Annotated in this window: 17 protein-coding genes and 1 pseudogene; 10 read left to right on the top strand and 8 right to left on the bottom strand. The window is 73.4% G+C overall.

Going from position 1 to position 20,719, the window contains the following annotated elements:
- The first annotated feature begins 202 nt into the window (after window positions 1-202).
- Entirely contained in the window at window positions 203-1,843 is a 1,641-nt protein-coding gene (locus CYQ11_RS01980) for an ABC-F family ATP-binding cassette domain-containing protein (RefSeq protein ID WP_099198039.1), read from the top strand.
- 12 nt (window positions 1,844-1,855) lie between these two features.
- On the opposite strand, the gene CYQ11_RS01975 is transcribed toward CYQ11_RS01980, so the two are convergent.
- The 4 genes from CYQ11_RS01975 to CYQ11_RS01960 are packed head-to-tail and all read right to left on the bottom strand — an operon-like array spanning window position 1,856 to window position 6,828.
- Window positions 1,856-3,070 (bottom strand): XdhC family protein, encoded by a 1,215-nt coding sequence (locus CYQ11_RS01975; protein ID WP_099198038.1) that lies wholly within the window; start codon window positions 3,068-3,070, stop codon window positions 1,856-1,858.
- Window positions 3,071-3,130: 60 nt separating this feature from the next.
- Window positions 3,131-5,317, bottom strand: coding sequence for a xanthine dehydrogenase family protein molybdopterin-binding subunit (locus CYQ11_RS01970; RefSeq protein WP_099198037.1), 2,187 nt, complete (start codon window positions 5,315-5,317; stop codon window positions 3,131-3,133).
- A 4-nt stretch (window positions 5,318-5,321) separates the two neighbouring features.
- On the bottom strand, window positions 5,322-6,305 hold the full coding sequence (locus CYQ11_RS01965; RefSeq protein WP_099198036.1) for an FAD binding domain-containing protein: 984 nt from the start codon (window positions 6,303-6,305) through the stop codon (window positions 5,322-5,324).
- A complete protein-coding gene (locus CYQ11_RS01960) occupies window positions 6,298-6,828 on the bottom strand; it encodes a (2Fe-2S)-binding protein (protein WP_099198123.1) in 531 nt (176 codons plus the stop codon). The genes CYQ11_RS01965 and CYQ11_RS01960 overlap by 8 nt, the downstream gene beginning before the upstream one ends.
- A gap of 311 nt (window positions 6,829-7,139) precedes the next feature.
- Here CYQ11_RS01960 and CYQ11_RS01955 point away from each other — a divergent pair, with 311 nt between their 5' ends.
- The 4 genes from CYQ11_RS01955 to CYQ11_RS01940 all read left to right on the top strand — a co-directional run bounded on the left by CYQ11_RS01955 (window position 7,140) and on the right by CYQ11_RS01940 (window position 12,545).
- Window positions 7,140-8,009 carry a YceI family protein gene (locus CYQ11_RS01955; RefSeq protein WP_099198035.1) on the top strand — a complete coding sequence of 290 codons (870 nt, stop codon included), beginning with the start codon at window positions 7,140-7,142 and terminating at the stop codon, window positions 8,007-8,009.
- Between the two features lie 115 nt (window positions 8,010-8,124).
- Window positions 8,125-8,469 (top strand): effector-associated constant component EACC1, encoded by a 345-nt coding sequence (locus tag CYQ11_RS30115; RefSeq protein ID WP_240003215.1) that lies wholly within the window; start codon window positions 8,125-8,127, stop codon window positions 8,467-8,469.
- 4 nt (window positions 8,470-8,473) lie between these two features.
- Complete coding sequence (locus CYQ11_RS01945) at window positions 8,474-11,074, top strand: VWA domain-containing protein (RefSeq protein ID WP_099198033.1); 2,601 nt, start codon at window positions 8,474-8,476, stop codon at window positions 11,072-11,074.
- 19 nt (window positions 11,075-11,093) lie between these two features.
- Window positions 11,094-12,545, top strand: coding sequence for an extracellular solute-binding protein (locus CYQ11_RS01940; protein ID WP_099198032.1), 1,452 nt, complete (start codon window positions 11,094-11,096; stop codon window positions 12,543-12,545).
- An 18-nt stretch (window positions 12,546-12,563) separates the two neighbouring features.
- Here the strand turns inward: CYQ11_RS01940 and CYQ11_RS01935 are convergent, their stop codons facing one another.
- Window positions 12,564-13,388: a DUF1206 domain-containing protein gene (locus tag CYQ11_RS01935; protein WP_099198031.1), complete on the bottom strand. Its 825-nt coding sequence runs from the start codon at window positions 13,386-13,388 to the stop codon at window positions 12,564-12,566.
- A gap of 165 nt (window positions 13,389-13,553) precedes the next feature.
- The gene (locus tag CYQ11_RS01930) at window positions 13,554-14,804 is read right to left on the bottom strand and encodes a benzoate/H(+) symporter BenE family transporter (RefSeq protein ID WP_240003214.1); all 1,251 of its coding nucleotides are present in this window, start codon (window positions 14,802-14,804) and stop codon (window positions 13,554-13,556) included.
- A 208-nt stretch (window positions 14,805-15,012) separates the two neighbouring features.
- Here CYQ11_RS01930 and CYQ11_RS01925 point away from each other — a divergent pair, with 208 nt between their 5' ends.
- The 4 genes and pseudogenes from CYQ11_RS01925 to CYQ11_RS30605 all read left to right on the top strand — a co-directional run.
- The gene (locus tag CYQ11_RS01925) at window positions 15,013-15,579 is read left to right on the top strand and encodes a TetR family transcriptional regulator C-terminal domain-containing protein (protein WP_181143544.1); all 567 of its coding nucleotides are present in this window, start codon (window positions 15,013-15,015) and stop codon (window positions 15,577-15,579) included.
- Window positions 15,580-15,620: 41 nt separating this feature from the next.
- Window positions 15,621-16,229, top strand: coding sequence for a DUF4865 family protein (locus CYQ11_RS01920; protein WP_099198028.1), 609 nt, complete (start codon window positions 15,621-15,623; stop codon window positions 16,227-16,229).
- 35 nt (window positions 16,230-16,264) lie between these two features.
- The gene (locus tag CYQ11_RS01915) at window positions 16,265-17,059 is read left to right on the top strand and encodes a maleylpyruvate isomerase family mycothiol-dependent enzyme (protein WP_099198027.1); all 795 of its coding nucleotides are present in this window, start codon (window positions 16,265-16,267) and stop codon (window positions 17,057-17,059) included.
- Between the two features lie 120 nt (window positions 17,060-17,179).
- A pseudogene (locus CYQ11_RS30605) lies at window positions 17,180-17,890 on the top strand (phosphatase PAP2 family protein); the annotation flags it as partial.
- On the opposite strand, the gene CYQ11_RS01905 reads toward CYQ11_RS30605, so the two are convergent.
- Both CYQ11_RS01905 and CYQ11_RS01900 read right to left on the bottom strand, forming a co-directional pair.
- Window positions 17,888-18,538: a response regulator gene (locus CYQ11_RS01905; protein ID WP_420894478.1), complete on the bottom strand. Its 651-nt coding sequence runs from the start codon at window positions 18,536-18,538 to the stop codon at window positions 17,888-17,890. The pseudogene CYQ11_RS30605 and the gene CYQ11_RS01905 sit on opposite strands and share 3 nt — an antisense overlap.
- A 40-nt stretch (window positions 18,539-18,578) precedes the next feature.
- Window positions 18,579-20,024 carry a sensor histidine kinase gene (locus tag CYQ11_RS01900; protein WP_099198025.1) on the bottom strand — a complete coding sequence of 482 codons (1,446 nt, stop codon included), beginning with the start codon at window positions 20,022-20,024 and terminating at the stop codon, window positions 18,579-18,581.
- 165 nt (window positions 20,025-20,189) lie between these two features.
- On the opposite strand from CYQ11_RS01900, the gene CYQ11_RS01895 reads away from it, so the two are divergent.
- Entirely contained in the window at window positions 20,190-20,600 is a 411-nt protein-coding gene (locus CYQ11_RS01895) for a hypothetical protein (RefSeq protein ID WP_099198024.1), read from the top strand.
- Window positions 20,601-20,719: the final 119 nt, after the last annotated feature.

Genomic DNA, 20,719 nt, shown 5'->3' with positions numbered 1-20,719 from the left:
ATAAGTAGGCTAAATCCACTTTTCTCTGCCTCTGGGTCCGAAGCTGTGGGGTCCGGGGCCACCGTGGCACATGGGGTGGACACGGCGGGGTCCTGACCCGCCGGCAAGGGGCGTACGCCCGGAGGCGTGCCGCCGGACGGATGCCAACGGCCTGGCCGTAATGAACCGGAGCCGGAGCGGGACCGGGGCTAGGCTTTCGCGCATGGGCTACCTTGAGGCCGGCGCGCTCGCCCACACCCTGGCCGACGGGCGCGAACTGTTCCGCGACGTGTCGTTCCGTCTCCCCGGGGGCGAGACCGTCGCCCTGATCGGTGACAACGGCGCCGGCAAGACCACCCTGCTGCGGATGCTCGCCGGGGCGCTGCCGGTACGGGAGGGGACGGTGCGCCGCCAGGGAACCGTCGCCGTGATGCCGCAGTTCATCGGCAGCGTCCGCGACGGCCGTACCGTCCGCGACCTCCTTCTCTCCGTCGCGCCCCCGCGCCAGCGCACCGCCGCGGCCGCCGTCGACGCCGCCGAACTCGCCCTCATGGAGAACGACGACGAGGCCGCCCAGCTGCGCTACGCCGAAGCCCTCACCGCCTGGGGCGAGGCCGGCGGCTACGAGTGCGAGGTCCTCTGGGACACCGTCACGGTCGCCGCCCTGGGACTGCCCTTCACGACCGCCCAGTTCCGCGACGTCGCCACGCTCTCGGGAGGCGAGCAGAAGCGCCTGGTCCTGGAGGCGCTCCTGCGCGGCCCCGCGGACCTGCTCCTGCTCGACGAGCCGGACAACTACCTCGACGTGCCCGGCAAGCGCTGGCTGGAGGAACAGCTCCTGCGCACCCGCAAGGGCGTCCTCCTGGTCACCCACGACCGCGAGGTGCTGAGCCGGACCGCCACCCAGGTGGTCACCCTGGAGGGCGGCTCCGCCTGGACGCACGGAGGCGGCTTCGCCACCTGGCACACCGCCCGCGAGGCCCGCTGGGAGCGCGTGGCGGAACTGCGCCGGCGGTGGAGCGAGAAGCACGAGCAGCTCAAGGAGCTCGTACGGACCCTGCGTCAGCAGGCCTCCGTCAGCGACGAGATGGCCTCGCGCTACCACGCCGCCCAGACGCGGCTCGCGAAGTACGAGGCGGCCGGCCCGCCGCCGGCCCCGCCCCGGGCGCAGCGCGTCGCCCCCGCCCTGCGCGGCGGCCGCACCGCGGTCAGGGCGATCACCTGCCGCGCCCTCGAACTGGAGGGCCTGATGCGGCCCTTCGACCTCGAGGTCTTCTTCGGCGACCGGGTCTGCGTCCTGGGCTCGAACGGCTCGGGCAAGAGCCACTTCCTGCGCCTGCTGGACGAGGCCGGCGGCGACGCCCCGCCCACCGTCGCCCACGTCGGGGAATGCCGTCTCGGCGCGCGGGTACGGCCGGGACTGTTCGCCCAGACCCACCGGCACCCCGAATGGGCGGGCCGCACCCCGGTGGACATCCTCGGCCGCGGCGAGGGCGACCGGCAGGGGGTCGACCTCCAGGACGCCATGTCCGCCCTGAGCCGCTACGGCCTCGCCGGCGCCGGCCGGCAGGCCTTCGAGACGCTCTCCGGCGGGCAGCAGGCTCGGTTCCAGATCCTCCTGCTGGAACTCGCCGGAGCCACGCTGCTGCTCCTCGACGAGCCCACCGACAACCTCGACCTCATCTCCGCGGAGGCCCTGGAACAGGCTCTGAACGCGTTCACCGGCACCGTGGTCGCGGTCACCCACGACCGCTGGTTCGCCCGTGCCTTCGGCCGCTTCCTGGTCTTCCGCGAGGACGGCCGGGTCGTGGAGAGCGACGAACCGGTCTGGGACGAGGGGCGCGTCGCCCGCGTGCGGGGGTGACCGGGCCGCCGGTCAGCGCGGCCCCGGACCGGTGGCGCGGACACGCCGTGGCGGGTGTCCCGCCCCGGAGCCGTCGACGGCCGGCAGCCCGGCCCGGACGGGCCGGCCGGGGGACGGGTCGCGGTGGATGGGGGCGCACAGTCCGGTGAGGGGGCGGCCGGTGCCGCCGTGGCGTTCGGCCACGATCTCGCTCGCGATGGACAGGGCGGTCTCCTCGGGCGTCCGGGCGCCCAGGTCGAGGCCGATGGGCGAGCGCAACCGCGCCAGTTCCGCCTCGGTCAGGCCCGCCTCGCGCAGCCGCCGCAGGCGCTCGTGGTGGGTGCGGCGCGAGCCCATGGCGCCCACGTAGGCGACGGGCAGGCGCAGCGCCCTCTCCAGCAGCGGCACGTCGAACCTGGCGTCGTGGGTGAGCACGCACAGGGCGGCACGCCCGTCGAGCCGCTGGGAGTCGAGGTAGCGGTGGGGCCAGTCGACGACGACCTCGTCGGCCCGTGGGAAACGTTCCCGGGTGGCGAAGACGGCACGGGCGTCGCACACGGTCACGTGGAAGCCGAGGAACTCGCCGACGCGCACGAGCGCCGAGGCGAAGTCGACCGCGCCGAAGACGACCAGGCGGGGCGGTGGCGCCGCCGTCTCGATCAGCAGCGTCGTCGTCTCGCCGCACCGCGAGCCGTCGTGGCCGAGGCGCACCGTGGACGTGCGGCCGGCGCCCAGCAGCGCACGTGCCTCCTCGGCGGCCGCACCGTCCAGCCGCGCGTCACCGCCCAGCGAGCCGCGCCCGGTACCGTCCGGCCGGACGAGCAGGACGCGGCCGAGGAGCCCGGCCGGACTGTCGAGACCGCGCACGAGCGCCACCGCCTCGCCCCGGGCGGCCGCCGTCAGCGCGTCGGCGAGCGTGTCCGCGTCCGGGGTGCCGGCGGGCACGGGGGTGACGAGGACGTCGATCGCACCGCCGCAGGAGAGGCCGGCGGCGAAGGGGTCGTCCGCGTCGTGCCCGAAGCGTTCGAGCACGGACGTGCCGGAGGTCAGCGCCTGGCGGCACAGCTCGTACACCGCGGCCTCGACGCATCCGCCGGAGACGGAACCGGTCACCGTGCCGTCGGCGTCGACGGCGAGGGCGGCGCCGGGCCGGCGTGGCGCGCTGCCCTGGGTGGCCACCACGGTGGCCACGGCGAAGTCGCGTCCCTGCGCGCACCACCGGCTCAGCTCGGGGGCGATGTCCAGCACGGTTCACGCTCCTGGTGCCGTTGCTCGTGACGTCGGGGCCGTCCGGTGGGTCCGGCGACGCTAGAGCACGTCCTCGATGGTGATGGGCAGATGGCGCACCCGGGTGCCCGTGGCGTGGAACACCGCGTTCGCGATGGCGGCCGGTGTGCCGGGAATGCCGAGTTCACCGCACCCTTTGGTGCCGGTGGGGTTGGTGGGGTCGGGGCCGCCGACGAAGTGGACGTCCAGCTCGGGGATGTCGGCGTTGACGGCGATCAGGTAGTCGCCGAAGGTGCCGTTGGCGATGCGTCCGGTGTGGGGTTCGGTCACGGTCTCCTCCAGCAGGGCCATGCCGATGCCGCCGACGGTGCCGCCGACGAGCTGGCTGCGGGCGGTCTTCTCGTTGAGGATCCGTCCGCAGTGCGCGGCGGTCACGAGGCGGGCCACCCGGATCACCCCCAGGTCCGGGTCCACGTGCACCTCGGCGAACTTCGCGGCGTACGGACCGGTGGGAACCACCGGCTGGTCCTCGCCGGGCGCCTCGGCGGACCCTTCGGCGGTCAGCTCGTCCAGCCGGTGCCGGGTGAGGATCTCCTCGTAGCTCTCGCCCCGGCCGTCGTCCTCGCGCACGATGCGGCCGTCCTCCACCCGCACGTCACCCGTTCCGGCGCCGCGCAAGGGCGATCCGGGGTCGTCGCGGACCAGGTCCAGGAAGGAGCGGATCAGGTGCCGGGAGGCGGCGTGGATCGCCGACCCCATGGCACCGGTGAGTCCGGAGCCGCCGGCCGAGGGTGCCTGGGGGAGGGAGCTGTCGCCCATCACCATGCGCACCCGCCCGAGCGGCAGGGCCAGCAACTCCGAGGCCAGCTGGGTCATCACGGTGTACGTGCCGGTGCCCAGGTCCATGCCCGCGCTCGCCACCACCGCGCCGCCGTCGCGGTTGACGGTGATCCGGGCCGCGCACGACGACTGGTAGAAGAAGAACGACGTCCCGGCCATGCCGTAGCCCACCAGTGTCCGGCCCCGGCGCATGGAGCGCGGTGCGGGGTCGCGGCGTGACCAGCCGAACTTCTCCGCACCGACGCGGTAGCACTCGCGCAGGTCGTTGCTCGACCACCGCTGACCGGTCACCGGGTGTTCCCCGGCGTAGTTGCGCAGCCGCAGTTCGAGGGGGTCCATGCCCAGTTCGTGGGCGAGTTCGTCCAGGGCGCACTCCAGCGCGAAGTTGCCCTGGCCGTCACCGGGGGCACGCATCGAGCCGGGCGAGGGGACGTTCACGCGCACCTGGACGTCCCGGGCGGAGACGGCGGGGCTGGCGTAGCCCGACAGGGAGACCCTGGCGACCGTCTCGGTGTTGACGTCGCCCATCGAGAGGGTCTGCCACGCCTCGTGGTCGAGGGCCGTGATCCGCCCGTCGCGGGTGGCGCCGATCTTGAGCGTCTGCCGGGTGTCGGGGCGGTGGCCGACCGAGGTGAACATCTGCTTGCGGGTCAGCACCAGTTTCACGGGGCGTCCCACGCGGCGCGCGGCGACCGCGGCCAGCACCGTGTGCGACCAGGTGCGCAGCCCCGAACCGAAGCCCCCTCCGAGGTAGGGGGCCAGGACCCGGATCGTGTCCTGCGGCGCCTTGAGCGTCGCCGCGAGGTCGGCACGGGTGCGGGAGGGGCCCTGGGTGCAGTCGTGGACGGTCAGCTGGTCACCGTCCCAGGAGGCGACGGTCGCGAACGGGCCCATCGGATTGTTGGTGTTCACGGCTGTGCGGTAGGTCTGCTCGACGCGTACGGGCGCCGCGGCCAGGGCCGCCGCGACGTCGCCCGTTCCGTCGTCGCTGCCGAACGGGTCGCGGACGTGCTCGGCCCCCGGGTGGTCGATGTCCACGACGGGGTCGGTCCGCTCGTACGCGGCCCTCACCAGCCGGGCGCCCTCCGTGGCCTGTTCGAACGTCTCGGCCACCACCACCGCGACGGTCTGGCCGTGGTGGACGATCCGGTCGCCCCGCAGCGGGGGCGGCGGCAGGGTCGCCCTCCGGTCGGGTGCCTCGTGCAGCTCGGGGGCGTTCTCGTGAGTGATCACCGCCAGTACGCCCGGTGCGGCCTCGGCCGCCGCGGTGTCGAGGGCGGTGACGCGTCCGGCGGCGACGGTGCTCTGCACCAGGACGGCGTGCGCGAGGTCCGGGTGGTCCTGGTCCGTGGGATAGGCGGCACGGCCGCTCACCTTGACCCGCGCGTCGACGCGGTCGATCCCCTCACCGATGTCGGGGTGGGCCATGGTCCTACGCCTCCTCCGCCAGGGTGCTCAGCATCCGTACCACGGCTCTCCCGCCGAGCTCGATCTTGAAGCCGTTGCCGGACTGCGCCACCGCCCCGCTCAGGGCCGCCTCCGCCGCCGCCGTGAAGACGTCCCGATCCGGCGGGGCGTCCCGCAGCAGCTCCTCGGCACGCGGCACCCGCCAGGGAACGGTGCCGACACCGCCCAGGGCGAGGTGCGCCGCGCGGATCCTCCCGCCGTCGATCACGAGGGCCGCCGCGACGGAGGCGAGCGCGAACTCGTAGCTGGCGCGGTCGCGGACCTTCAGGTATCCCGAGCGGGCCTCGCGGGGCAGCAGGGGGATCTCCAGATGGGTGATCAGTTCCCCGTGTCGCAGGGCGTTCTCCACGTGCGGCGTGGAGCCGGGCAGGCGGTAGAACTCCGTCAGCGGCACCACGCGTTCCCCGTCGGTTCCCCGGACGCGCACCGAGGCGCCCAGGGCGAGCAGCGCCACGGCGGCGTCCGAGGCGTGGGTGGCGATGCACTGCGGGCTGGTGCCCAGGACGGCGTGCATCCGGTTGAAGCCGCCGACGGCGCCGCACCCGGTGCCCGGTTCACGTTTGTTGCAGGCCACGCTCGGGTCGCGGAAGTAGCGGCAGCGCGTGCGCTGCAGGAGGTTTCCCCCCATGGTCGCCATGTGCCGCAGCTGCGGTGAGGCACCCGACAGGAGCGCCTCGCGCACCAGGGGCAGCCGGTCGGCCACGACCTCGTGCGCGGCCAGCTCCTCCATGGTGGTCAGCGACCCGACGACGAGCGCGTCGCCCTCGCGGTCGACTCCGCGCAGGGGCAGCCGGGTGATGTCCACCAGCCGGCCGGGCCGGAACACCTCGTCCTTCATCAGGTCCACCTGGGTGGTCCCCCCGGCGAGGTAGGCGGCGTCCGGGTCCGCCGTGACCTCGGCGACCGCGTCGTCGACGGTGGCGGCCCGGACATAGGCGAAGCTACGCATGGTCACCCCGGCCGGCGGCTTGGCGGATCGCGGCCACGATGTTCGGATAGGCGCCGCAACGGCAGAGGTTGCCGCTCATGAACTCCCGGATGTCGTCGTCGGACCCCGCCCGGCCCTCCTGGATCAGGGCGACGGCCGACATGATCTGCCCCGGGGTGCAGTAGCCGCACTGCAGGCCGTCGTGGCGGACGAAGGCCTCCTGCACGGGATGCGGCGCGCCGTCCCGCCCGAGCCCCTCGATGGTCAGCACCTCGCGGCCGTCGGCACTCGCGGCGAGGGTCAGGCACGACAGCACCCGTCTGCCGTCGACGTGCACGGTGCACGCCCCGCACTGTCCCTGGTCGCAGCCCTTCTTCGTGCCCGTCAGCTTCAGCCCGTCCCGCAGGGCGTCCAGCAGCGTGGTGCGGGTGTCCACCTCAAGGCGCCGCTCGGTGCCGTTCACCCGGAGGGCGACCGGCACCCGGACGACCGGCCGCACGTCGGAGCCGGGCGCCACAGGCGCTTGTGGTGCAGATCGATCCATGGCCACCGCCAACCCCCGCGCGTCCGGGCGCGCGTGCCTCGTAGCGAACTGTGCATAGCGGCATATGGGATGAAATGCGGCTATGGGGACAGCGTGATGGTACGCGCGCCGCCCTTGTGGGCGGCGGTGACACGGCTGACCCGGCCCTCCGATCCGTAGGAGCGACTCTCGCGGGGTGATCTGGGCGAATCGAAGCCGTTCAGCAGCGATCGGTGCGCTTTTGAAAGCCAAGTAGCCGTTTTGCCTTGTAATGGTGAGATGTGATGGTCTAACACCCGACCACCTTCCCGCCAGAGAAAGGTTCTTCAGGGATGCCCCTCGCGCTGCTGCGCCGTTTCAAGAGCTCTCCGCGGCAGGGAGGTGCCCCGATCCCTCAGGGGGCGGGTGTCGTCGACTGTCTCGTCCTCGACCCGTTGCGGCTGCCGATGCACCGTGCGGAGGTCTCCGTCCGGGACGCGGCCGGCAGGGAGGTCGTCCACGGGCAGAGCGACCCCCACGGCAGGTTCGCCGCCACCGTGCCGCCCGGCGAGTACGGCCTCGTCGTGACGGCCGAGGGCTTCCAGCCCGTACGCCGGTCCTTCGTGTGCGTCGAGCAGACGCGCACCACCCTCGACGCGATCGGCATGGAGACGGCGCCCACGCCCGCCACGCCGGCGGCGGGGGTCTGGCGCGTCGACCCCGACCACACGGCGGTGCGCTTCATCGCCCGGCACATCGGCCTGGCCGAAGTGCACGGCAGGTTCAACCGGTTCCAGGGGACCCTGTGGGTGGGCGAGCGCATGGAGCACTCGCGGCTGGACGTGGTGATCGAGACCGCCAGCATCGACACGGGGGTCGAGCGCCGGGACGAACACCTGTGCTCGCCGGAGTTCCTGGACGTCGCGACGTACCCGTACATGCGGTTCACCAGCGAGCGCTTCGTGCACCGCGGCGGCTCGCGCTGGTCCGTCGAGGGCGTGCTGAACCTGCACGGCATCAGCCGGAACGTCGCGCTCGACACGCGCTACCTGGGCATCGGCACCGGCATCGCGGGCGAGACCCGTGCCGCCTGTTCGGCCGGCACCGAGCTGCACCGCGAGGACTTCACCCTGAACTGGCGTTCGATGCTCCAGCGGGGCATCGTCATGATCGGCACCACCATCAGGGTCGAGCTGGACATCCAGGCCGTACCGGAGACGTGAGCCGCCCCGGCGGGGGCGCGGACCACGAGGCGCGGTCCGGACCATCCCCGCCCGGCGCGAGGACATCCGCAGACCCTCTCCTGGAATCGCACACTCCGTGACACCATGCCGAGTTATGGCGCGAGGAGAGGACGGGTTACGGCACCACGTGCGTATCTCCGTGTCCGGACACGTGGAGGAAAGGGACGTCAAGTCCCTTGAGACGTGGCTCAAGGACGAACCGGAACTGAAAGGCCGAGTGCAGGTCAAGCGGGGTGCCCGACGCGGGGAAGCCGGCGTCCCGATGGGCCCTCAGCTCGACATCGTGCTCCACGTGATCGACTGGGGCGGCGCCGCGGCGTCCGCCGAGATCGTCCGGCGGGTCGCGGAGTCCGTCAAGGAATGGCGGACGAGCCGGCGAGCCCTGGGCGATCCGGACCCGCCGGACTTCCGGGCGGAGCGGGACGACGAGCAGGACTAGCGCGATGGCCGGACCTGAGCGGCACGAGGGAACCAGCCGCGCCCTGCTCGTCGGGGTGGCGCACTACGCCAACAAGAGGCCCCTGCGGTTCGCCGCCGGCCTCGGGGACATCGCCGCGGTCCAGCAGAACCTGGACGAGCTGAGGGACGTCCTGGGCACCGGCGGGGTCTTCGACGAGGACCGCATAGAGGCGCTCTCCTCGCCCGGCGTCGAGCAGTTCGAGAACCGGCTGGGACACGCACGGGACCACACGGACCAGCTGCTCCTCGTCTACTTCGCCGGGCACGGCATCGTCGACACGCGCACCGGCGGCCACGGCCGCCTGCTGCTGGGACTGCGTGACGCCAAGGTCGAGCACGGCCCCGGTTTCCCCGGGTGGATCCGCTGGGACGACGTGCTCAACCGGCTGTGTTCCGGGGAGAACCGGCCCCGGCACACCGTGGTGGTCCTCGACTGCTGCTACGCGGGCAACGCCTCGGCGGCCTGGGAGGAACTCGACGAGCAGGACCAGCAGCGCGTCTCCCTGCTGCTCGCGGTGCAGAAGAACCAGCGGATCGACGCGGGGAACGCGCGGACGCCGACCCCGTACACGGCACACCTGATACGCCACCTCGGACGGGGCGCCCGCCCGGCCGGCGGCCCCGTGACCCTGGGCGGCCTGCACAAGCGCGTGTCGGACGACCTGAAGGCCCTGAAGACCGTGGGCGGCCGGGAGTGGAACCCCCAGGCGTGCCGGAAGGACTCCGCGGACGACGAGGTCCTGGCCCGCCCGCCCGGGGGCGGCCCCCTCCCCCCGGCGACCGGCGGATCGCAGGGGACCGGCGAGGAGCACCCCGGCCCCCGCCCCCGCCCCGCCCGGCTGATCACCGCGGCGCTGCTGGCCGTGACGGCCGCGCTCACCGCCGCCTTCTGGTGGATCACCTCCGGCGACTCGGACGGCGACGGACCGTCCGCCTCGTGCGCGCACCACGCGCCGCTCGAACTGCGCGTGCTCACCGACCCGGATCTCGCTCCGGTCATCCGCAAGGCCGCGGACGGGTTCGTCGCGTCGGACGCGAACAGGGACGGGGACAACTGCCGCCGCACCGGCGTCACCGTCTACAGCGCCGGTGCCGCCGACACCGTGGAGGCGTTCCGCACCCAGTACGGGGAGTGGGCCCACGTCGGCCGGTCCGGGTTCAACCCGATGAGCACGGTGGGACCCCAGCCCGACGTGTGGATACCGGCGTCCTCCGCGAGCGCGCGCAGGGCACAGGACGAGGGGGGCAACCAGTCGTCGGTCCTCACCCTGGACTTCGACGGCGAACGGCCGCTCGCCTACGCGCCCATGGTCCTGTTGCTGCCCGAACGGCTCGCCGAGCCCGAAGGCGCGCGCGCGGGCCGCAAGCTCGCCGACCTGCTCACCGCGATGAAGGGGAAGGGCGAGCAGACGGAGGTCCGGCGGGCCGACCCGCGGAACACCGACGCCGCACTCGCCGCGGCCCGCGGCCTGTACCAGACGGACGCCCCGCGGAACGTCGAGCTGGGGCAGCGCCGCCAGGGGCGGACCGCGCCGACGGGCAAGGACCTCGTGTGCGGGCTGGCCGGGGGCAGTTCCGCCGAGGCCAGGGCGGTGGACCGGCGCACCGCGGTCCTGGTGGCCGAGCCCACCCTCGGCGCGTACCAGCACTGCGTCGGTGAGACCGGAGTGACCCGTGTGGCCGAGTACCCCACCGACGTACCCGGCCTCGCCCCCGTGTTCGTACACGTCCGCTGGAACGACGCCCGCCTGGACGAGGGGGAGCGCGACCAGGCCGTCCAGCGGTTCCGGGACTGGCTGACGTCGGAGGACGGCCGGAAGGCCTTCCAGGACCAGGCGTTCCGGCAGGGCTCCCGGGCCCCCTTCTCCTCCGCGTCGCCCGGGGTGCTGACGAGCCCCGGCCCGGTGCCCCGCGCCCTCTCCGCCGACGAGGCATCGGACACCCTGGAGAAGTACCGGCAGGCCAACGCCGCGAGCCGGGTCCGCTTCCTGCTGGACAGCTCGGGGTCGATGAGCCGGTGGTGGGACGGGGCCAACAGCACGCGGGAGATCCTCAAGCAGTCACTGAGCCGATTCGGCTCCGAGGACATCTTCGGCGTGTGGAGCGTCGCCTCGGCGGGGTCCGGCGCCCCGTACCGCGAACTGCTCCCCTTCGGCACCCACGGCTCGTGGTCCAGGGCCGCCGACAAGAGCGAGCAGGACAAGGCCGCCGAGGCGGGCAGGAAAGTGGACGACGCCGTACCGGAACCGTCCCAGGAGGCCGACATCGGCGGTGCGCTGCGCGAGGCGCTGAACCAGATGCCCCGCGGTGACGAGGACGACGGGCACCCCCAGCTCATCGTCCTGCTCACCGACGACGAGGACAACGACCGCATGAACGCGGCCCGGCAGGACGACCTGGTGACGTTCGTACGCGGCCGGAACGTGCCGGTGGTGATGGTGTCGTTCGACTCCGGTGGCTGTCTGAAGGACCGACTGGACCTGCGTCTGGCCGAGGCGAGCGGCGGTAGGTGCCTGGACGCCCGGGGCGACCTGGCCAGGGATCTCGCCGCCGAGATCTCCCAGGTCGCGCAGGGCCACCAATAGCGCGACGGGGGCAAGACGCATGAAACGCTCGACAATCGTCCAGGTGCTCGTCTGGTGTGCCGCCCTCGTGCTGGGCGCGAGCGCCTGCTCAGGGCACGGCGAGCCGGGAGGGCACTCCGGTACGGCGTCCGCGCGACCGCTGACCGGCACGCAGCTCGTGATAGCCACCGGCGTGGACGTCACCGGCAAGAACGGGATCCGCAAGCGCCTGGTCGACGCCTGGAACGAACTGCAGGAGAAGGAGAACTCGCCCTACCGCGCCCGCGCCGTCATCCTGCCCGGGTCCGCGGACCTGCAACGGAGCCAGCTCCTCGCGGCGCTGCAGTCCGGCAGCTCCGGCTACGACATCGTGAACCTCGACGTCACGTGGGTCGCCGAGTTCGCCGCCGCGGGCCTCATCCGGGAACTGCCCGAGGAGTACGCCGACGACGGCGACGTCCTCGCCAAGGCGGCCGCCACCGCGCGCTGGAAGGGCGAGGTCTATGCGGCGCCCTACAACAGCGACGTCGGCCTGCTGTACTACCGCCGCGACTACCTGGTCGGTGGCGCGGGGATCGACGAGAAGAAGTCCGGGGCGCTCACGACCGGGCACACGATGTGGGGCGGCGTGGCCTCGCTGATGGACGCGGTGGACGCCTGGGCCCGCACCGACAAGACCGACAAGTCGAAGAGCTACCGGAGCGCCTGGACCAGCCAGCTCAGCCCCTACGAAGGGCTGACCGTCAACGGCACCGAGGCGTTCGCTTCCGCGGGCGTGCGGCTGACCGGCGAGGACGGCGCCTACGCCGCCTCGCCGGACGAGCTGGAGAAGGGCGTGGCGGAGTTCCGGCGGCGGACTGAGAACCCGCACACGCTCGACGACGCCTTCGAGTCGGACGAGGCCGCCACCCTCAAGGACTTCGCGGAGGGCCGTACGGCCTTCCTCCGCCACTGGCCCTACGCGTACCGGACGCTCCACGCGGCCCTCGGCGACGACAAGCTGGGCGTCGCCCCCCTCCCCGGCGCCGCCGTGCTGGGCGGCCAGGACCTCGCGGTGGCCGCCAACCCGGCCATGCCCGAGGCGCGGGTGAGGAAGGCCCGGGAACTGGTCAGGTTCCTCACCGACAAGACCAGCGAACGCTGTCTGCTGGACGCGGGCTTCGCGGCGACGCGCACGTCGGCCTACACGGACCCGGGCGTCACGTGCGACGACCACCGCGCGGCGCCCAGCGCGGCCGCCTCGTCGGAAGGGAGCGGCGGCGACATGCCACGCGACAGGTTCCAACGCCCGCTGTACGCGAAGGACACGCTTCTGCCGGCCCTGCAAGCGGCGGTCCTGCGGCCGCACACACCGTTCTACGGCGCGTTCACGCACGCGTTCACCACGGAGCTGAGCAGACTGCACACCTCCGCGAAGACCCGGTCGATGTCCGACGCGGACGTGGCGAAGGAGCTGGACACGGCGCTCCGCAAGGTCCTGCCGAGCGGCTGAGGGGCCGTCCCCCAGGCGTCAGAAGGCCCGCCAGCGCGCCATGGTGAACGAGAACAGTCCGAACAGCGCCAGCCCCACCGCCACCGCCGCCAGCAGCCACGGCCCCGCCGGGGACCCGGCGAAGGTGCGGAGGGTGTCGTCCAGGCCCTTGGCCTGCCCCGGGTCGTACGTCACGGCCGCCCGGACCGCGAAGGTGCCCGCGGCGGCGAACACCAGCCCCCGGCTGATCCCGCCCACGACCCCGAGGACGTCGACGACCCTGCGTGTCACCGGGGTCATCATGGCCATCCTCAACTCCCGGCGGTACGCGCGCGTGGCCGCCCGGACGACCATCCAGACGCCCACGGCCGCGACCACGACGCCCGCCGCGGCCACGAGCCACTGACCGGCCGGCCAGTCCAGCGCCCGGGCGGTGACGTCCCGTGACTTCTCGTCGGTCGACCCGGCGCCACTGCCGCGCTCCCCGGCCGCGAAGCCGATCACCGACCCCGCGACGACGCAGAAGAAGACGGAACGCACGGCTGACGCCGACCGCTTGCGCACCTTCCGCCCGTCGGGCCCCGCCGCCCCGAAGACCGCTTCCGACAGCTGCCACAGAGCCATGCCGACCAGCCCGACGCCCACGGCCCAGACGAGTACGTGCCCGAAGGGCTTGTGGGCCAGCTCCTGCACCGCCCCGCCCCGGTCGGCCTGCTCGCCGCCGTCGGCGACGGCGATCCGCAGGGCCAGGGTCCCGACGAGGAAGTAGAGGACCCCGCGGGCGACGAGACCGGCACGTGCCGCGACGGCCGTTCCCGTCCGCCGGGCCTCCCGCACGTCACCCTCGTCCCGCCACCGTCCCATCACGCCGCCTCCCGGGTCGTGCCCCGCCTGCACGCGGGGGAAGAACCGGCTGCCCCCGCACCCCGGGCGGAAACGGGCGGCGGACGGGGAGCGAGACATGGAGCGGTCGCGGACGCCGGGGTGCGGCGTCCGCGCCGGCGGGCGGTGTCCCTCACCCCGTCATGGTCAGCGTGCGGCCGGCTCCCGGCCGGGTTCCGGCGCCGGGGTCACCGCGGTGGCTGTACGCCGTCGGCTCCGGAGGACGGCGGTGGCGAGCACCCCGGCGAGCAGCCCCCAGAACGTGGACCCGATGCCGAAGAGCGTCATGCCCGACGCGGTGGCCAGGAAAGTGACGACGGCGGGCTCGCGCATGCCCTCGTCCGCCAGGGCGGCCGACAGGGAACCGCCGATGGTGCCGAGGAGCCCCAGCCCCGCGATGCCCATGATGAGGGCGGTGGGCATGGCGGTGAGCAGCCAGCCCACGACCCCGGCGAACAGGCCGACCGTCACATAGAACAGGCCCGCCCACACGGCCGCCAGGTACCGCCGGCGGGGGTCCTCGTGCGCCTCCTCGCCCATGCAGATCGCCGCCGTGATGGCGGCCAGGTTCAGCCCGAAGCAGCCGAACGGGGCGAGCAGCGCCGTGACCACCCCTGTCCAGGTGAGCAGGGGGGAGACGGGGGTGCGGTAGCCGGCGTTGCGCATCACCGCGACGCCCGGCAGGTTCTGCGAGGCCATGGTGACCACGTACAGCGGCAGACCGACCCCCACGAGCACCTGCCAGGAGAACTCGGGGCGCACGAACACCGGCTCGGCCAGGCCCAGGTGCAGCCCGCCCAGCCGCCACGAGCCCTGGCACGCGCTCGCGGCGATCCCGATGGCGAGGGCCCCGATGACCGCGTAGCGGGGAAGCCACCGGCGGCACAGCAGGTAGACGGCGAACATCGGGAACACGACGGCGAAGTTCTGCTGCATCTTGGTGAACAGGCCGGTGCCGAACTGGACGAGCACCCCGGCCAGCAGCGCCGACGCCAGCGGCACCGGGATCTTGTCCATGACGCGCTCGAACCAGCCGGTCACACCGCTGACGACGACCAGGACCGCCGAGAGGATGAACGCGCCGACGGCCTGCGGCATCGACACCCCGTGCAGGCCGGTCGCGAGCAGGGCGGCGCCCGGTGTGGACCACGCGGTGACCACGGGGGCGCGGTAGCGCAGGGAGAGCCCTACGCAGGTCACACCCATGCCGATGCCCAAGGCGAAGATCCATGACGTCAGTTGAGCGGACGTGGCGCCCGCGGTCTCCGCGGCGGTGATGACGATGGCCACGGAGCTGGTGAAGCCGATGAGCACCGCGAGGAAGCCGGCTGTCACCGCGCTGGGCGGTGCGACCGCGCGTATGTGACGGATGAGGGGCACGGTCGAGAACTTGATCACGTGGGTTCGATCTGCGTCAACGGCTTTTCCGTGGACGAACAGATGAACGGCCGTCAGATGAACGGCCGTGATCGGAACAGTCGTCGCCCGAACAGCCGTCGCCGCCAGGCTGGTTGGTCCGCACCGCCGGCCTGGCTGGTGCGCCTTGCGTGCCGCTTCCGTCCGGAATGGAAGATCGTTTGTACCTACTAGTATGTACACTGCTTGGGTGAACACGTCGGAACGCCTCATCGAGAGCACCCGTGAACTCCTCTGGGAGCGCGGATATGTCGGCACCAGCCCCAAGGCCATCCAGCAGCGCGCCGGTGCCGGGCAGGGCAGCATGTACCACCACTTCGCCGGCAAGCACGAGCTGGCGCTGACGGCGATCCGGCGCACCGCGGACGACATGCGGGCCCGGGCGGAGGAGCAACTGTCCGCCCCGGGCACCGCGCTGGAGCGCCTCACCGCGTACCTGCTGCGCGAGCGCGACGTCCTCAAGGGCTGCCCGATCGGCCGCCTGACCCAGGACCCGGACGTGATGGCCGATCCGGTGCTGCGCGCCCCGGTCGACGAGACGTTCGTCTGGCTGCGGGGCCGGCTCGCGGACATCCTCGCGGAAGGCCGCGACCGCGGCGAGCTGGACGCCGCACTGGACCCGGCCGGCACCGCGTCGGCCGTGGTCGCCGTGCTCCAGGGCGGCTACGTCCTGGCCAGGGCGGCGGACTCGGCGGAGCTGTTCCACACGGCCGTCACCGGGGTGCTCGCACTGCTGTCCTCACGCACCACGCCCTGACGTCCCCACCGAACCGAACACAGAAAGGCAGTGACACCACCGTGTACGCCAAGCAGTACGAAGTCACCCTGCCCGCCGACTACGACATGCGGATCATCCGCAAGCGGGTGGCCGACTTCGGCCACATCCTCGACGACCGCGCCGGGCTCGGCCTGAAGGCCTACGTCATCCGCGAGCGCGGGGTCGAGGGCTCGCCGGTCAACCAGTACGCCCCCTTCTACCTGTGGGCCGACACCGCCGCGATGAGCGAGTTCCTCGTCGGCGGAGGCGGCTTCCAGGGCATCATCCGGGACTTCGGCCGCCCGGTCGTCCACCACTGGACGGGCATCTCCAGCGAAGCCGGCCCCGCCCGGAACACCACCCCCAAGGCCGCGTCCCGCCGCGTGACCCGGCTCCCCGCCGACTCCGGCACCGCCGGCACGGGACTCGCCGACCTGATCCGGCGTGAGGCCGACGCCCTGCACGCCCTGGCCCAGCGTGACGGCGTCCACACCGCCGCCCTCGCCGTGGACCCCCACCACTGGGAGCTGATGCGCTTCGTCCTGTGGGAGGACGCCGTTCCCGAGACGGAGGACGCCACCGAACGGTACGAGGTGCTGCACCTGTCCGCTCCGCACCTGGCCGACCTCCCCGAGGGCCGCCTCTGGTAGCCGGTCCCGCCCGCCCGCTTGCGTATCGTGGCGCCATGACGCCGCTGAGCTTCGAACGCTACTGCGCCGAAATCCTCACGCAGACGGACTTGTTGCGGTCGCACGCCCAGGGCGCGGACCCGCAGCTGCCCGTGCCCACCTGCCCGGGCTGGAACCTGAGCCAACTGCTGTGGCACGTGGGCGGAGCGCACCGCTGGGTCGAGACGATCGTCAGGACCCGGGCGCAAGGACCCGTCCCGGACGACCTGGTCAACGACCAGGGCCACACGGACGAGGACCCGGACGCCCTGGACACCTGGCTCGCCGAGGGCTCGGCGGCGCTGGCACGGGCCCTGCGGGCCGCCGGGCCCGGCACGGCGGTGTGGACCGTGGTGCCGGACGAGCCCCTGCTGTTCTGGGCCCGCCGGATGACGCACGAGACGGTCGTCCACCGGGCCGACGCGGCCCTCACCGTCGGAGCGGAGTACGCCGTCGAAGGGGACGTCGCCTCCGACGCCCTCGACGAGTGGATGAGGTTCAGCACGATGCCGGAGGCGTACGCACCGAGGCCGGGAGAGCCCGCACTGCTCGGCCCCGGCCGCACCCTCCACTTCCGGGCCACCGACACCCCGCCGGAGGCCCGCGGGGACTGGCTGGTCGACCTCACGGGCGAGGCTCCCGCCTGGCACCGGGCCCCCGGCGAGGCCGCCGTCACGCTGCGCGGGCCGCTCACCGACCTGCTCCTGCACGTCTACGGGCGGCCCCCGGCCACCGGAAGCCTCGACATCGACGGCGACGGCGGGCTGCTCGACCTCTGGCGGAGGCGAGCCGGGTTCTGGCTTGAGGAGTGAGCGTCCTTCCGGCACCGTGGTCACCCCGTTCCGCGTTCGGCAACCCCGACGATCGTCAGGGGCGCGGTCCTGCCGTTCGGGCGATGCGCGGGCCGGAGGAGGTCCGTAGGTTCGGGCCGCATGAGACGCACTGCGCAACACAGAACCGCACCGGGCCCCGCGACGCGCACCCCGGTGTCCCGGGGCCGGCTGCTGGCCGCACCGGCCCTGCTGGCCGTGGCGGCCGGGGTAGTGGCCTGGGCGGCCCCGGCCACAACAGGCGACTTCGGCGCGGTGGAGGTCACCGGCGGGCCCTCGGCGTCGCTGTACCGGACCATCGCCGGGACGTCGGCGGACGCGCCGGGCTGGCTGGGCTCGCTGTTCGGCGTGGCCACCGAGGCGACGCTCGTGGCGCTCGGCCTGCTGCTCGTATGGACCGCCTGGACGGGGCTGCGCCGCCGCGACCTGGGGACGTCCGCGGCCGTACTGGTGGCGGGCTTCGGCACCGTGGCCGCCTACGCCGTCAGCGAGCTTGTCAAGACGATGGTGGACGAGGAACGGCCCTGCCGCGCCCTGCACGGCGTCACCACCGTCAAGGAATGCCCGCCGGTCGGTGACTGGTCCTTCCCCAGCAACCACTCCACCCTCGCCGCCGCGCTCGCCGTCGGCGTGGCCATGGTGCGGCCGAGGCTCGCCGTCGTGACCCTGCCGCTGGCCCTGGCCGCGGCGCTGCTGCGCGTCGCCGTGGGCGTGCACTATCCCCACGACGTGCTGGCTGGCGCGGTGCTCGGCGGCGCCGTGGCGGCGGCCGCGATGCTCCTGCTGCCCCCGCTCGCCGTCAGGGCGCTGTCACTGTTCGGTCTGGACCGGTGGGGGAAGGACGCCGGCCTCGTGCGCCACGACGGCGGCCGCGGCCCGGTTGTCCACGCCCAGCCGCGACAGGATGGAGCTCACGTGCGCCTTGACGGTTCCTTCCACCAGGTGCAGACGCCGCGCGATCTGACCGTTCGACAGCCCGGCGCCCAGGTGGGACAGCACGTCCCGTTCCCGGGGAGTGAGGGAGGCGATCCGTTCACGGGCGGCGGCGCGGCGGGCGGTGGCGGAGCCGGCGCCGGTCGCGGACAGGTGGGCGACCACCCGGGCGGCGACCTTCGGTGACAGGTAGGCGGCGCCCTCGGCCACCGCGCGCACGCCCGCGAGCAGTTCCTCGGGAGCGCCGGACTTGACGAGGAACCCGGCGGCGCCGCCGGACAGTGCCTGGAGGATGTAGTCGTCCTCGCCGAACGTCGTGAGCATCACGACACCGGTCCCGGGGACGGCGGCGCGGATCCGCGCCGCCGCCTCGATCCCGTTCACCCGTGGCATCCGGATGTCGAGCACGGCCACGTCGGGGCGGTGACGGCGCACCAGCTCCACCGCCTCGTGCCCGTCGCCGGCCTCGGCGACGACCTCCAGGCCGGGGTCGGTGGACAGCACGGCGCGGATGCCGACGCGGATCATCGGCTCGTCGTCGGCGAGCAGGACGCGGATCACCGGGCGCTCAGCCGCGCAGCACGTCGAGGCCGATCAGCCGCCCGTCCCGGAAGCACAGCTGGTACGAGTCGCCCGAGTTGTCCACGAAGCGGTCGGCCGTCACGGCGTAGTACTCGCACTTCACTCCCGGCTTCTTTGACGCGGCACCCTTCGGCCGGTACGGCAACTGACGGCCCGGCAGGAGTCCGGCCACCTCCCGGCGATTCTGCCCCACGCGCAGCTTGGCGTAGTCGTCGGGGTCGAGCACCGCCTCCGACAGGATCAGCGAGCCCCACACCACCAGCACGGTGGTCAGGCAGGTCAGGGCCAGCACCGGCACGGCGACCGCGGCGGCCAGCGTGTACCGGGCGCGCCGCCGGGCCTTGCGGTGCTCCGGCGGCAGGACCGAAGCGACGGCGGCGGGATCCGGGCGCGGTGGTGAGGGCCGCCGGGGCTCGTGCGGCAGCCGGGCGGTGACCACGAAGCCGGCGGCGCGCGGGCCGTGGGTGAAGGAGCCGCCCGCCAGCCGTACCCGCTCGTCCAGACCGACCAGGCCCCGCCCGCCACCGGGCGTTCCCTCCCGGGCCGGCGGAGCACCGCCGGCGCTCCGGGTGTTCTCCACCGTGACCACCGTCTCGGTGGCCGTGTGTGCGACACGGACCACCGCCGACGCCCCCGGCGCGTGCTTGACGACGTTGGTCAGCGCCTCCTGCACCACACGGTGCGCCGCACGCTCCACCACCCCGGGCACCTCATGCCGTTCACCGGTGAGCCGCAGCACCACGTCCAGCCCGGAAGCGGCCGCCCCGTCGACGAGCCGCGCGATGTCGAAGTCCGCCGGGCCCGTCGGCGCCCCGTCCGCCCCCGCGCCCTCGCGCAGGATGCCGATCACCTCGCCCAGGCGGTCCACCGCGGCCTCAGCCCGGACCCGTACGTCCTCGGCCGCCGCCCGGTGCTGCTCCGCCAGGCCGGGCGCGAGCTTGAGGGCCCCGGCCGAGAGGGCGATCAGGCTCAGGTCGTGACCGAGCGCGTCGTGCATGTCCTGCGCGATGCGGGCCCGCTCGCGCAGCCGGGCCTGCTCGGCCACCAGCTGCTGCTCGCGCTCCAGTTGCCCCGCACGCGCCCACCCGGCCCGCACCAGCTCCTGGTACTGCCGCCGGATCCGTCCGGCGAACCAGGGCAGCAGCGCCGCCCCGACCAGCACCGCGACGAAGTCGCTCGCCCTGGCGAGCAGCTGTGGCGCCGCCGGGATCGCGACCGCCGCCACCAGCAGCAGCCCGCTGACCGCCACGACCATCGGCCGGGTCCGCCCCGAGCGGTGCCCGGCGAGGAACGCGGCGACGGTGCCGGGCAGGGCCCACCACAGACTCGTCACACTCAGCCCCACCGCCGTCACCGCGGCGACCGCGTACGCGGCACCGGGATCACGTCCGGTGGTGGGCGCGCCGGCCGGAGCCCCTGTCGTCTCATACATGGGGAGCACGGTACGGAGGGGGTGCCGGCGCGGGCCGGGTGGGGCCGAAAGGCGGACCGGCCCCGGAGCGAACGGGTGGTACCGCGCCGCCCAGGGCCCCCGCGCGGGCAGGCGGGTCATGGAAGGTCCCCGATTCCCGGAGTGAGGACTGAGGATGGACAGGGCATGAGCGAATACGAGAGTTCCCGCACGATGCCGGCGCTGCCCGAGCATGTTTTCGACCAGGTCAACAGCGTCGAGAGGCTGAGCGGCTGGCTGCCGGAAGACCTCCACGTCCGGGCGGAGGAACTCCCGGCCGTCACCGTCCACGAGGACCGCACCGGCGAGGACGAACCCGGGCTCTTCCGGGCCCAGGCCGACCAGATGCGCGTGGAGTGGGGGACGAGGGAGAGCGGCAACTACGCCGGCTGGCTCCAGGTGGCCGGCATGGACGGCGGAGCGAGCGAGGTGACGATCCACCTGTCCTTTTTCGACGAGGGCGACGACCCGGGCGAGGAGATCGTGAACACCGCCCTCGCGCACAGCCTGGAGCGCCTGGAGGAGCAGGTCAGACTGCGGGTGGACGAAGGCGGGTGAGGGCCGACCGGGTGCGGGTCGGAGCGGGCGCTCGGCGGGGGCCGGAGCAGGCGCCTGATCTGCCCCGCACGCGGCAGGAGCCACCCGAGGCGGGGGAGAGGGCCTCGACGACGTAGCGG

Source organism: Streptomyces cinnamoneus (assembly GCF_002939475.1).
GTDB lineage: Bacteria > Actinomycetota > Actinomycetes > Streptomycetales > Streptomycetaceae > Streptomyces > Streptomyces cinnamoneus_A.
This window is presented reverse-complemented; position numbering and strand designations above follow the sequence as displayed.

Coding starts and splice junctions, on each gene's coding strand:
- CYQ11_RS01980 (WP_099198039.1), top strand. CDS start 203: ATGGGCTACCTTGAGGCCGGCGCGCTCGCCCACACCCTGGCCGACGGG.
- CYQ11_RS01970 (WP_099198037.1), bottom strand. CDS start 5,317: ATGGCCCACCCCGACATCGGTGAGGGGATCGACCGCGTCGACGCGCGG.
- CYQ11_RS01960 (WP_099198123.1), bottom strand. CDS start 6,828: ATGGATCGATCTGCACCACAAGCGCCTGTGGCGCCCGGCTCCGACGTG.
- CYQ11_RS01955 (WP_099198035.1), top strand. CDS start 7,140: ATGCCCCTCGCGCTGCTGCGCCGTTTCAAGAGCTCTCCGCGGCAGGGA.
- CYQ11_RS01935 (WP_099198031.1), bottom strand. CDS start 13,388: ATGGGACGGTGGCGGGACGAGGGTGACGTGCGGGAGGCCCGGCGGACG.
- CYQ11_RS30115 (WP_240003215.1), top strand. CDS start 8,125: ATGGCGCGAGGAGAGGACGGGTTACGGCACCACGTGCGTATCTCCGTG.
- CYQ11_RS01895 (WP_099198024.1), top strand. CDS start 20,190: ATGAGCGAATACGAGAGTTCCCGCACGATGCCGGCGCTGCCCGAGCAT.
- CYQ11_RS01965 (WP_099198036.1), bottom strand. CDS start 6,305: ATGCGTAGCTTCGCCTATGTCCGGGCCGCCACCGTCGACGACGCGGTC.
- CYQ11_RS01945 (WP_099198033.1), top strand. CDS start 8,474: ATGGCCGGACCTGAGCGGCACGAGGGAACCAGCCGCGCCCTGCTCGTC.
- CYQ11_RS01905 (WP_420894478.1), bottom strand. CDS start 18,538: ATGATCCGCGTCGGCATCCGCGCCGTGCTGTCCACCGACCCCGGCCTG.
- CYQ11_RS01915 (WP_099198027.1), top strand. CDS start 16,265: ATGACGCCGCTGAGCTTCGAACGCTACTGCGCCGAAATCCTCACGCAG.
- CYQ11_RS01900 (WP_099198025.1), bottom strand. CDS start 20,024: ATGTATGAGACGACAGGGGCTCCGGCCGGCGCGCCCACCACCGGACGT.
- CYQ11_RS01940 (WP_099198032.1), top strand. CDS start 11,094: ATGAAACGCTCGACAATCGTCCAGGTGCTCGTCTGGTGTGCCGCCCTC.